General features: G+C 61.4%; 13 protein-coding genes and 1 pseudogene. 12 read left to right on the top strand and 2 right to left on the bottom strand.

Going from position 1 to position 11692, the window contains the following annotated elements:
- The first annotated feature begins 26 nt into the window (after positions 1-26).
- From mdcA to madM, 9 genes are all read left to right on the top strand, one after another.
- Positions 27-1697 (top strand): malonate decarboxylase subunit alpha, encoded by a 1671-nt coding sequence (gene mdcA / locus AC07O1_RS05815; protein WP_495088177.1) that lies wholly within the window; start codon positions 27-29, stop codon positions 1695-1697.
- Positions 1697-2572 (top strand): triphosphoribosyl-dephospho-CoA synthase, encoded by an 876-nt coding sequence (locus AC07O1_RS05820; RefSeq protein ID WP_495088178.1) that lies wholly within the window; start codon positions 1697-1699, stop codon positions 2570-2572. Before mdcA ends, AC07O1_RS05820 begins: the two co-directional genes overlap by 1 nt.
- Positions 2572-2871 carry a malonate decarboxylase subunit delta gene (locus AC07O1_RS05825; protein WP_494990690.1) on the top strand — a complete coding sequence of 100 codons (300 nt, stop codon included), beginning with the start codon at positions 2572-2574 and terminating at the stop codon, positions 2869-2871. The genes AC07O1_RS05820 and AC07O1_RS05825 overlap by 1 nt, the downstream gene beginning before the upstream one ends.
- Positions 2864-3727 (top strand): biotin-independent malonate decarboxylase subunit beta, encoded by an 864-nt coding sequence (locus AC07O1_RS05830; protein WP_495088179.1) that lies wholly within the window; start codon positions 2864-2866, stop codon positions 3725-3727. Before AC07O1_RS05825 ends, AC07O1_RS05830 begins: the two co-directional genes overlap by 8 nt.
- Entirely contained in the window at positions 3724-4527 is an 804-nt protein-coding gene (gene mdcE, locus AC07O1_RS05835; protein WP_495088180.1) for a biotin-independent malonate decarboxylase subunit gamma, read from the top strand. The genes AC07O1_RS05830 and mdcE overlap by 4 nt, the downstream gene beginning before the upstream one ends.
- A gap of 5 nt (positions 4528-4532) precedes the next feature.
- A complete protein-coding gene (locus AC07O1_RS05840; protein WP_495088181.1) occupies positions 4533-5150 on the top strand; it encodes a malonate decarboxylase holo-ACP synthase in 618 nt (205 codons plus the stop codon).
- Positions 5147-6082, top strand: coding sequence for a malonate decarboxylase subunit epsilon (gene mdcH, locus AC07O1_RS05845; RefSeq protein ID WP_495088182.1), 936 nt, complete (start codon positions 5147-5149; stop codon positions 6080-6082). The genes AC07O1_RS05840 and mdcH overlap by 4 nt, the downstream gene beginning before the upstream one ends.
- 65 nt (positions 6083-6147) lie before the next feature.
- The gene (gene madL, locus AC07O1_RS05850) at positions 6148-6564 is read left to right on the top strand and encodes a malonate transporter subunit MadL (RefSeq protein ID WP_494990685.1); all 417 of its coding nucleotides are present in this window, start codon (positions 6148-6150) and stop codon (positions 6562-6564) included.
- Position 6565: 1 nt separating this feature from the next.
- The gene (gene madM, locus AC07O1_RS05855) at positions 6566-7330 is read left to right on the top strand and encodes a malonate transporter subunit MadM (protein ID WP_494990684.1); all 765 of its coding nucleotides are present in this window, start codon (positions 6566-6568) and stop codon (positions 7328-7330) included.
- Between the two features lie 149 nt (positions 7331-7479).
- On the opposite strand, the gene AC07O1_RS05860 is transcribed toward madM, so the two are convergent.
- Positions 7480-8394: a LysR family transcriptional regulator gene (locus AC07O1_RS05860; RefSeq protein WP_494990683.1), complete on the bottom strand. Its 915-nt coding sequence runs from the start codon at positions 8392-8394 to the stop codon at positions 7480-7482.
- Positions 8395-8548: 154 nt separating this feature from the next.
- On the opposite strand from AC07O1_RS05860, the gene trhA reads away from it, so the two are divergent.
- Positions 8549-9166: a PAQR family membrane homeostasis protein TrhA gene (gene trhA, locus AC07O1_RS05865; protein ID WP_495022734.1), complete on the top strand. Its 618-nt coding sequence runs from the start codon at positions 8549-8551 to the stop codon at positions 9164-9166.
- Positions 9167-9175: 9 nt separating this feature from the next.
- Here trhA and AC07O1_RS05870 read toward each other — a convergent pair whose 3' ends face one another.
- The gene (locus tag AC07O1_RS05870; RefSeq protein ID WP_495088194.1) at positions 9176-10090 is read right to left on the bottom strand and encodes a LysR family transcriptional regulator; all 915 of its coding nucleotides are present in this window, start codon (positions 10088-10090) and stop codon (positions 9176-9178) included.
- Positions 10091-10198: 108 nt separating this feature from the next.
- On the opposite strand from AC07O1_RS05870, the gene AC07O1_RS05875 reads away from it, so the two are divergent.
- A complete protein-coding gene (locus AC07O1_RS05875; RefSeq protein WP_495088183.1) occupies positions 10199-11440 on the top strand; it encodes a D-amino acid dehydrogenase in 1242 nt (413 codons plus the stop codon).
- A gap of 50 nt (positions 11441-11490) precedes the next feature.
- A pseudogene (locus AC07O1_RS05880) lies at positions 11491-11589 on the top strand (transporter substrate-binding domain-containing protein); the annotation flags it as partial.
- Between the last annotated feature and the right edge of the window lie 103 nt (positions 11590-11692).

Here is an 11692-nt window from a genome sequence, read left to right on the forward strand (position 1 = left end):
CACGACAGCGAACCCGTGGAGTGAGCATGACAACAATAATATCCCCCGACTCGCGCTGGACGCGGCGACGCAGCGAGAAGCAGCGTCGCCTCGAACAGGTGCGGGGTCTCGCCGATGGTGTGGTGTTGCCGACCGACAAGATTGTCGCGGCGCTGGAGGCGTTGATTCTGCCCGGTGACCGGGTGGTGCTTGAAGGCAACAACCAGAAGCAGGCGGATTTCCTTTCCCGTTCCCTGGCCAAAGCCGATCCTTTGAAGTTGCACGATCTGCACATGATCATGCCCAGCGTCGGTCGCGCCGAGCATCTGGACCTGTTCGAGCGCGGCATCGCCCGCAAGCTGGACTTCTCCTTTGCCGGCACCCAAAGCCTGCGTATCAGCCAGTTGCTGGAAGACGGGCTGCTGGAAATCGGCGCGATTCACACGTACATCGAACTTTACGCACGGCTGGTAGTGGACCTGATTCCCAACGTGGTGCTTTCGGCCGGTTTTATGGCCGACCGCGCGGGCAACATCTACACCGGGCCGAGCACCGAAGATACCCCGGCACTGATCGAACCGGCCGCTTTCAGCGACGGCATTGTGATCGTCCAGGTCAACCAGTTGGTGGATGACGTCAGCGAGTTGCCGCGAGTGGATATTCCCGCCTCGTGGGTCGATTTCGTTGTGGTCGCTGACAAGCCGTTCTACATCGAACCGCTGTTCACCCGTGACCCGCGGCACATCAAACCGGTACACGTGTTGATGGCGATGATGGCGATCCGCGGGATCTACGAGAAACATAACGTTCAGTCCCTCAACCATGGCATTGGCTTCAACACGGCGGCCATCGAGCTGATCCTGCCGACCTACGGTGAGTCCCTCGGCCTCAAAGGCAAGATCTGCCGCAACTGGACCCTCAACCCCCATCCCACATTGATTCCGGCCATTGAAAGTGGCTGGGTCGAGAGCGTGCATTGTTTCGGCACGGAGCTGGGGATGGAAAACTACATCGCCGCCCGGCCGGACGTGTTCTTCACCGGGCGCGACGGTTCATTGCGATCGAACCGGATGTTCAGCCAACTGGCCGGACAATACGCGGTGGACCTGTTTATCGGCGCGACCTTGCAGGTCGATGGTGACGGTCATTCTTCGACCGTTACCCGTGGGCGGCTGGCCGGTTTCGGCGGGGCGCCGAACATGGGCCACGACCCTCGCGGTCGCCGCCACGGCACACCGGCCTGGCTGGACATGCGTCGTGGCGATGCACCGGAAGCCTTGCTTGAACGTGGTAAAAAACTTGTGGTGCAGATGGTCGAGACCTTTCAGGAAGGCGGAAAACCGACCTTTGTCGAGACTCTGGATGCAGTCGAGGTGGCGAAGAAAAGCGGCATGCCGCTGGCGCCGATCATGATTTACGGCGACGACGTCACTCACTTGCTTACCGAGGAAGGCATCGCCTACCTGTACAAGGCCCGCTCCCTGGAAGAGCGCCAGGCGATGATCGCCGCGGTAGCCGGAGTGACGGTAATCGGCCTGCGGCATAACCCGAAAGACACTGCCCGCATGCGCCGCGAAGGTTTGATCGCGCTGCCGGAAGACCTCGGTATTCGCCGTGCCGACGCTACCCGCCAATTGCTCGCGGCGAAAAGCGTCGCCGATCTGGTGGAGTGGTCGGGTGGCTTGTACAACCCGCCCGCCAAGTTCAGGAGCTGGTAATGCACGCATTCAACCTGCAACCCAAAACCCTATCGCTGGCCGAACGGCTGGCGGACCTGGCGGTAGACGCTTTGATCGATGAAGCCGACCTGTCGCCGAAACCGGCGCTGGTGGACTGTCGTGGCAATGGCGCCCACAGCGATTTGCACTTGGGGCTGATGCACGCTTCGGCGTTGTCGTTGTGGCCGGCATTCAAGGAAATGGCCGAAGCAGCGCTTGAGTTTGGTGAAGTCGGCCTGCCGCTGCGTGAAGCGCTCGGGCGTATTGGTCGTGAAGGTGAGCAAGCGATGCTCGCCACCACCAACGGTGTGAACACCCATCGTGGGGCGATCTGGGCATTGGGTCTTTTGGTCGCGGCTGTCGCGCTGGAACCCAAATCGAGTGCCGCGAGCGCTGTGACCTTGCGTGCAGCGCGGATGGCCTTGCTCGACGACCGTTATGCCCCGCGTCCACAGAGTCACGGTGCGCAAGTCGCCCAACGTTATGGCGCTCGCGGAGCCCGTGAAGAAGCGCAACTTGGTTTCCCTGCCGTGGTGCAACGGGCTCTGCCGCAACTCAAGCGCAGCCGTGCCGATGGCCACAGTGAGCAGAACGCCCGGCTCGATGCCTTGCTGGCGATCATGACCACGCTGGCTGACACCTGTGTGCTCTATCGCGCTGGCGAAACAGGTCTGCAAACCATGCAGAACGGCGCGCAAGCGGTGCTCGACGCGGGTGGCAGCGCAAGCCTTGCCGGACGTCGTCGCCTGCACGAGCTGGATCAACAATTATTGGCATTGAACGCCTCGCCCGGTGGGGCTGCGGATTTGCTCGCGGCTTGCCTGTTTATCGATCGTATCGAGTCCGGCGACGGCTTCATCCAGGGAGCATTTTGATGGAAACCTTATCCTTTGAATTCCCCGCCGGGCAGCCAGCCAGGGGCAGGGCGCTGGTGGGCTGTGTCGGTTCCGGTGATCTGGAAGTGCTGCTGGAACCGGGTCAGGCCGGCAAGCTGACGATCCAGGTGCAGACCTCGGTCAACGGCAGTGCGCAACGCTGGCAGCATCTGTTCGAGCGGATGTTCGACGAATCGACGCCACCGGCGCTGTTGATCGATATCCATGATTTTGGCGCCACCCCAGGTGTTGTGCGTTTGCGTCTGGAGCAAGGTTTCGAGGAGATCGGCCATGACTGACCGCGCAACGTTGTTGAACCCATACCTTGAGAGACGTAGCTTCGTCGAACTCGGTGCCCGGCAGCGGGCGAAAGCCTTGCTCGATGTAGGCAGCTTTCGTGAATTGCTCGATCCGTTTCAGCGCCTGATGTCGCCGTGGCTTGCCCGCCAGGGCGTGGTGCCGCAAGCCGATGACGGCGTGGTGATTGCCAAAGGCAGTATGGGCGGTTTGCCCGTGGTGATAGCCGCCATCGAAGGTGTTTTTCAAGGCGGCAGCCTTGGCGAAGTCGGCGGGGCGAAGATTGCCGGTGCGCTGGAACTGGCGGCGGAGGACAACCGCAAAGGCATCCCCACCCGCGCTGTGCTGTTACTGGAAACCGGCGGCGTGCGTCTGCAGGAAGCCAATCTCGGCCTGGCAGCGATTGCCGATATTCACGCGGCGATTGTCGACTTGCGTCAGTACCAGCCGGTCATCGGTGTGGTGGCCGGCAGTGTCGGCTGCTTTGGCGGCATGTCGATTGCCGCCGGGTTGTGCAGCTATTTGCTGGTGACCCAGGAAGCACGGCTTGGCCTCAACGGTCCGCAGGTGATCGAGCAGGAAGCCGGGCTCGACGAGTACGACTCCCGCGACCGGCCGTTTATCTGGAGCCTGACCGGTGGCGAACAGCGTTTCGCCAGCGGTTTGGTGGACCGTTATGTGGCCGACGATGTGCTGCAGATTCAGCAGCAGGTCAGTGAATTGCTGCAACAGGGTTTGCCGGCGGAACAGCGCAGCCGTCAGGCCGATTTGTTCCTGCAACGCTTGGCCCGTCTGGATGCCGAGCCGCAAATCGATCCGGCGACGGTTCGCGATCTGTATCAAGGAGAGCGCTCATGAGTACGTATTCCCTGAGAGGCTTGCAGTGGTTCCAGGCCTTGAGTGCCGACGCTGAGCCGGTAAGCGGATTGCCCGCGTCATTGAAAGTCGCCGACGGCCTGCTGGGCGAGCAACCGGTGCGCTTTCTCGCCGTAGTGGCGGACCCGGATAACCGCTTCGTGCGTGCCCGCAACGGTGAGGTCGGTTTGCTGGAAGGCTGGGGGTTGGCCAAAGCGGTGGATGACATCATCGAGGCTGATCGCAACAAACCGCACAAACGTGCCTTGATCGCCATTGTCGATGTACCGAGCCAGGCGTATGGCCGGCGCGAAGAGGCGCTGGGCATTCATCAGGCATTGGCTGGCGCGGTGGACAGTTATGCCCGGGCACGACTGGCCGGGCATGCGGTGATTGGTCTGTTGGTGGGCAAGGCAATGTCCGGGGCTTTTCTGGCGCATGGTTATCAAGCCAACCGACTCATCGCCCTGCGCGATCCCGGCGTGATGGTGCATGCCATGGGCAAGGCCTCGGCGGCGCGAGTGACTTTGCGTAGCGTCGAAGAGCTCGAAGCCCTGGCCGCCAGCGTACCGCCGATGGCGTATGACATCGATAGCTTCGCCAGTCTTGGCTTGCTGTGGGAGACCCTTGAAGTCAGCCAGATCGAGCAGCCGACGGCGAGTGATCTGGTGCGGGTGAATGGTTGCCTGGTTCAGGCGATTCGCGATGTTCAAGCGACTGGTCATGATCTGGGCAGCCGCTTGGGTGCCAGCAATCGAGCCGCGTCGAGCAAGGTTCGCCAGCTGTTGCGCGAGCAGTGGTGAGCGATATGACCGAGATACTTGCCCATGACCTGCTCTGGGGGCTGACTCCAGACTACTTGCCCGCCGATGCTCCGGCCTGGGTGATGGATGCCATGGACGAAGGTCAGCCAGTGGTGGTGCGGCGTGCGTTGGCCGCCGCCGGCCAGGTCGCCGTCGGTGTGCGCGGGCGTTTGCGTGAGCAGCGTTACGCCACACTGATGGCGGTCGCGGCGATTGAGCGGCGGGTGCGGCCCGAAGAGCTGTGTCATGTCGAGACGGATCGGGATTGGCCGGCGCTGCAGGCGTTGGCTCAAGTGCGTCCACTGTTGGACGCAGGGGGGGTGAGCTGGGGTGTCAGCGGCAGTGCCGGGTTTGAATTGGCCAGTGGTGTTGCAGCGTTGCATCAGCACAGCGATCTCGACCTGATTTTGCGCACCCCGCAGCCGTTGGGTCGTGCTCAGGCGCTGGAATTGTTAAAGCTGTTGGACGCCGCCGTTTGCCCGGTAGACATGCAATTGCAAACCTCCAACGGCGCCGTCGCCTTGCGCGAATGGGCTGGCTCGGCGCGGCGGGTGTTGCTCAAAAGCGCCAGCGGTGCACGGTTGGTGATGGATCCGTGGAATGCACTGGAGCAGGCAGCGTGAGCAGCCTGTTTGTGTTCCCGGGCCAGGGCGCGCAGCAGCCGGGCATGCTCCATCGCTTGCCTCAAGGTGCAGTGGTTCAAGCGTGCTTGAAAGAGGCGAGCCAGGTGCTGGGCGAGGACGTTCTGCTGTTGGACTCAGCCCAGGCGCTGACGTCGACCCGTGCGGTTCAGCTCTGCCTGCTGATCGCCGGGGTTGCGGGTTCAAGTGTGCTATTGCAGCAAGCACCGGCGCCGGACTATGTGGCTGGCTTGTCGATTGGCGCCTATCCGGCGGCAGTGGTGGCGGGTGCACTGGCCTTCAGCGATGCGCTGCGGTTGGTCAGCCTGCGCGGTGAGTTGATGCAGCAGGCTTATCCACAGGGCTATGGCATGACCGCGATTATCGGTCTGGATCTGGCGACGGTGGAAGGGTTGTTGGCGCAGGTGCACGGTGTGCAAACACCGGTCTACCTGGCCAACATCAATGCCGATAACCAGGTGGTGATCGCCGGCAGCGACGCGGCAATGAACGCAGTCGCTGAATTGGCTCGTGGTTGCGGCACCGGGTTGGCCAAGCGGCTGGCGGTTAGCGTGCCGTCCCATTGCCCGTTGCTGGAGCAACCGGCGCAGGTTCTGGCGCAAGCCTTTGCCCGGGTGCCGTTGCAGGTTCCAGCGCTGGGCTATCTGAGCGGCAGTCGCGCCCGGCCGATTCGTACGGTCGAGCAGCTGCGCGATGACTTGGCCTTCAACATGTGCCGGGTTGTCGACTGGCGGGGCACGGTGCAAAGCGCTTACGAGCGCGGTGTGCGCTTGCAGATTGAACTGCCGCCGGGTGCGGTGCTCACCGGGCTGGCGCGCCGGGTGTTCGAGCAAGGCACGGCCATCGCTTTTGATGGTGCGCGTCTGGACACCTTGCAAGCACTGTTGCGTGAGGAGGGAAGCCGCCAACCATAGATACAGGTCACGCTTTCGAAGGACAAAAACAACAACTTCGACGATGCACTTTGAGGACAACAACAATGATTATTTACGGTGTGGCGCTGTTGGCGATTTGTACGCTGGCAGGGGTGATCCTGGGTGACATGCTCGGTGTGCTGCTGGGGGTGAAATCAAATGTCGGCGGTGTGGGCATCGCCATGATCCTGCTGATCTGTGCGCGCTTGTGGATGCAAAGGCACGGTGGCATGACCAAGGATTGCGAGATGGGCGTCGGCTTCTGGGGCGCCATGTACATTCCGGTGGTGGTGGCCATGGCCGCGCAACAGAACGTGGTCACCGCCCTGCACGGCGGCCCGGTGGCGGTGCTGGCGGCGATCGGTTCGGTGGTGGTATGCGGTTGCACCATCGCCCTGATCAGCCGGACTCATAAAGGCGAGCCACTGCCGGACGAACCGGTCGATAGCGTGTCGCCTGTCGCTACCGTTGGGGGCCGCTGATATGTGGAATCTCATTGAACAAGGTCTGGAACATAACGGTCTGGTCACAGCGTTCGCTTTCGTCGGCGTGATCATGTGGATCTCCGTGGTGCTGTCCAAGCGATTGACCTTCGGTCGGATTCACGGCTCGGCGATTGCCATCGTCATCGGGCTGGTGCTGGCCTGGGTCGGCGGCACCATTACTGGTGGACAGAAAGGCCTGGCGGACATGGCCCTGTTTTCCGGTATCGGTCTGATGGGCGGTGCCATGCTGCGGGACTTTGCGATTGTCGCGACGGCCTTCGAAGTACAAGCCAGCGAAGCGCGCAAGGCCGGACTGGTCGGGGCGATCGCGTTGTTGTTGGGCACGGTGCTGCCGTTTATCGTCGGCGCGAGTATTGCCTGGGTGTTCGGCTATCGCGATGCGATCAGCATGACCACCATTGGTGCTGGCGCGGTGACTTACATCGTCGGCCCGGTTACCGGTGCGGCGATTGGTGCGAGCTCCGATGTGGTGGCGTTGTCCATTGCTACCGGGTTGATCAAGGCGATCATGGTGATGGTCGGCACGCCGTTGGCCGCACGCTGGATGGGGCTCGACAACCCGCGCTCGGCGATGGTCTTCGGTGGTTTGGCCGGGACGGTCAGCGGTGTGACGGCGGGGCTGGCGGCGACAGATCGGCGGCTGGTGCCCTATGGTGCACTGACGGCGACTTTCCACACCGGGCTGGGTTGCCTGCTTGGGCCTTCGCTGCTGTATTTCATTGTGCGGGGGATAGTGGGGTAAGCCCGAACTCTGCATCAGATCGTTTTTCAGATCGTTCCCACGCTCCGCGTGGGAATGCAGCCCGTGACGCTCTGCGTCACAAGAGCGGACGCCGAGCGTCCATTCAGACATTCCCACGCGGAGCGTGGGAACGATCATTAGGCGGTGTATCAGGCATGTCGATTGGCATACATTCGACACTCCGCCAGCAGCGCCAACAAATTCGGATCACGCTCCTTGGCCTTGAGAAACACCACGCCGATATGCTGTTGCAGGCGATAACGTGCCTGTAACGGGATCAGCTTCACCCGATTCTCATACACCGCCGCAATCCTCCCCGGCAGCAACGCATAACCGACCCCGGAGCTGACCATGCTCAGCAGGGTGAAGATGTCGTTGACCTGCATCGCCACCTTCGGCTCGAAGCCTGCCTGCTTGAACACCCGAATGCCGTCCTGATGGGTGGCGAAGCCTTGGGTCAGGGTGATGAACGTCGCGTCGCGCACATCGTTCAGGTCGACTTCCGCTTGTTGCGCGAACGGTGAGTCGGCTGGTGTGGCGAGGAAAATATCGTCGGAGAACAATGGGATCTGTTCGCAGTCCGGGTCGTTCACACTCTCGTCGAGAGACACCAGAATCGCGTCGACTTCCATGTTTTTCAGCTTGTACAACAGGTCGATGTTGGAGCCAAGAATCAGGTCGATATTCAGCTCGCTGCGGCGGATTTTCAGGCCCATGATCAGTTGCGGCACGGTCTTTACCGTCAGCGAATACAGCGAGCCAAGCTTGAAGCGCTCAGCAGAGAACCCGGCGGCTTCGCGGGTCAGGCGCACGCATTCGACCACGTCCTGGATCAGCTTCTGCGCGCGCTCTTCCAGTACATAAGCGCTTTCCAGTGGCGTCAGGTTGCGTCCTTCATGTTTGAACAACGGGCAACGCAGGGCGCTCTCCAACGAGTGAATCGCCCGGTGCACGCTGACGTTGCTGGTCTGCAACTCAACCGCCGCCCGCGCCAGATTGCCGGTGCGCATGAAGGCCAGGAACACCTCAAGCTTTTTCAGGGTCAACTCTTCATCGATCAGCATGGCGCAGACTCTTATTCGAATGACCTGATTGTGCCCAACTGATCAGCATTTGGCTGAAGCATTTTTCAATGTGCGACGTTTAGAAACATTGCACTTTTAGTCTGCAAGACTAAGCCTTAGGTGATGTTGTGTCGGTAGACGAGGTGAGTGAGGCATGTATCACGGGGAAAAGCTCAACGCATGGACGCATCTGGTGGGGGCGGTCGCGGCGTGTATCGGGGTGGTCTGGTTACTGGTAATTGCCAGCCTGGACGGCAGTCCCTGGAAGATTGTCAGCGTGGCGATTTATGGCTTCACCTTGCTGGTGCTATACAGCGCCTCGACGGTGTATCACAGCGTGAAAGGGCGCAAGAAAGCGATCATGCAAAAGGTTGATCACTTTTCGATCTACCTGCTGATCGCCGGGAGTTATACGCCGTTCTGTCTGGTCACCTTGCGCGGCCCGTGGGGCTGGACGTTGTTCGGGATTGTCTGGGGGTTGGCGATCATCGGCATCCTGCAAGAGATCAAGCCGCGCTCCGAGGCGCGGATACTCTCGATTGTGATCTACGCCGTGATGGGCTGGATCGTGCTGGTGGCGGTCAAGCCACTGCTGGCGGCACTGGGCACTGCCGGTTTCGCCTGGCTGGCATCGGGCGGGGTGTTTTACACCGTGGGTATCATCTTCTTCGCCCTCGACAGCCGTCTGCGGCATGCCCATGGAATCTGGCACTTGTTTGTGATCGCCGGCAGTTTGCTGCACTTTGTGGCGATTCTTTTTTATGTGTTGTGAAGCAAAAGCTCAACCCCGATCCATCAACCGATCCAGCTGCTCCTGAGCGCGGCTGCTGAAAATCTCCAGCAGGTTGCTCAGGGTATGCGCAGGCGCTTCATCGGCGCGGGTCACGGCGTACAGAGTGATCGGCAGCGCCGGCGCCAGCGGGCGGATGGCGGTGGTGGCCGGCGAGGCGCCAAGGGCGGTGAACGGGTCGATCACCGCCAACCCGGCGCCTGATTCGACCATGGCCCTGGCCAATGAATAGGTCTGCACGGCAATGCTGACCCGCGGTGGCGGCTCGACGGCTTTGAGGTAACTGTCGAGTTTTGCCGATAACGGATCGGCGCTGGACAGACCAATCAATGGCGCATCGGCCAACTCCATCAGCGGTAACGGCTTGCCTTTGGCGTCGTCGGGCCAATAGTCCAGTGGCGCCAACACCACCAGCACACCGTGAGCCAGTGTCTGGGCAGTCAGTCCGGGATGGTCCGGTCGCTGGAGGGTGAGGGCGACATCAATCTCTCGCATCAACAGGTTCTGCACCAGTTCGCGGCTGTGGGCACTGGACAGCTCGCAGACGATGTCCGGGTAACGCCGGGTCCACTCGCTGATGGCCGGCGGCAAGAGTGAGAGGGCCAGCGCCGGTGTGGCGCCGATGCGCAGGCTGTGGCCCGGTTCGCGCCGCAGGCTCTGGGCCAGGCGACGCACGCCTTGCAGGCTTTCGGTGACCTTATCGACCTCGCGCTCCAGCTCCAGCGCCTCGGGCGTGGCTTGCAATTTGCCGCGTACTCGCAGGAATAACGGGAAGCCCAATTGCAGCTCGGCATGCTGCAGCACTTTGGTTACCGCAGGCTGCGAGACGTGCAGCAGTTGCGCCGCGCCGCTGACCGAACCGGTCTGGCGGATGGCCTGGAAGATCTCGATATGGCGCAATCGCATGGCAAGCCCATAACCTTTGTTTATGGTTGCGACATCTTTATTCATTGTTCCGCGCCTGTCACCTGGTCCTAACCTCAAGCTTGTTTCAATAACAGGCTAAGGACTGACATGACTCAGCGGGTTTGCATCATCGGTGGTGGCGTGATCGGGTTGGCAACCGCCTACGCGCTGGTTCGCGATGGCTTTGATGTCACTGTGGTCGAGGCGCGGGACTCACTGGGCAGCGAAACCAGTTTCGCCAATGGCGGCCAGCTCTCTTATCGCTATGTCGCTCCGCTGGCGGATGCCGGTGTGCCCTTGCAGGCGATCGGCTGGATGTTGCGCGGTGATTCGCCGTTGAAGCTGCGCCCGCGTCTGGACCTGGCGCAGTGGCGCTGGATGGTAGCGTTCCTGGGGGCATGCCGTACTTCAGTGAACCGCAAGAACGCCGGTCATCTGTTGCGTCTGGCGTTGTTGAGCCAGTCGACGCTGCAAACCTGGCGTGACGAAGATCGCCTCGACGGTTTCAACTGGCGGCGCAATGGCAAGCTGGTGACTTTCCGCGAGCCGGGCAGTTTTGCCCATGCCAGGCACAAACTGACCGATACCCTTCACCAGCAAATACTGTCCCAGGCCGACTGCGCACAACTCGAGCCGGTGTTGAGCGGAGCACCCTTTGTCGGCGCGATTTACACCCCGGACGAAGAGGTCGGCGACTGTCACGCCTTCTGCCAGCAACTGGCCGCGAGATTGAAAGCTTCAGGTCGCTGCGAGTTTCTGCTGGGCCGTTCGGTGACGGGCATTCGTCATGCGCACGGCGCGGTGCAGGCCATCGAGCTAGGTCATCAAGTCCTGCCGGTCGAGCAACTGGTGATCGCCGCCGGTCATCGCAGCCCGGCCCTGGCGCTGCCCGGTATGCATGTGCCGCTTTATCCCCTCAAGGGATACAGCCTCACCGTACCGATCGGCCCGCAGCATCGGGCGCCGGACGTCAGCATCACCGATTACGACCGCAAGATTGTTTACGCGCGCATCGGTCAGCAATTGCGGGTGGCGGCGATGGTCGACATCGTCGGTTTCGATCCGGCCCTTGAGCCAAAACGTCTGGCGTTGATGAAACGCCAGGCCTGCGGGACTTTCCCGAATGCCGGGGACTATGACGCTGCCACCGAATGGGCCGGCATGCGTCCGGCCACACCCAGCGGCGTGCCGCTGATCGGCGCCAGTGCCTATCGCAATCTCTGGCTCAATCTGGGGCACGGTGCCCTGGGCTTCACCCTGGCCTGTGGCAGTGCTCGTCTGCTCAGCGAGTTGATAGGCCAGCGCAGCACCTCGATCGATATGCAGGGCCTCACGCCCCATGCCGCCTGACACCTTATCCATTCGAAGGAAAATCGTATGACCATCAGCCGAATCAACAGCAACAGCCGATCCCGCCCAAGGGTCTGAACCTGGAATTCCCGATGACCAGCGAGCTGAAGGCAATCATCGCCAAACCGGTGAGTGATCCGGTGCAATAACCCCAGCGCAGATCATTCCCACGCTCTGAACTGACCCCCAAACGTTGGACACAACCTTTGGGGGTGTCATGGGTAAGTACGCAGAACAAGCAAAACTCGCTGC

Source organism: Pseudomonas sp. GW821-FHT07G10 (assembly GCF_059418545.1).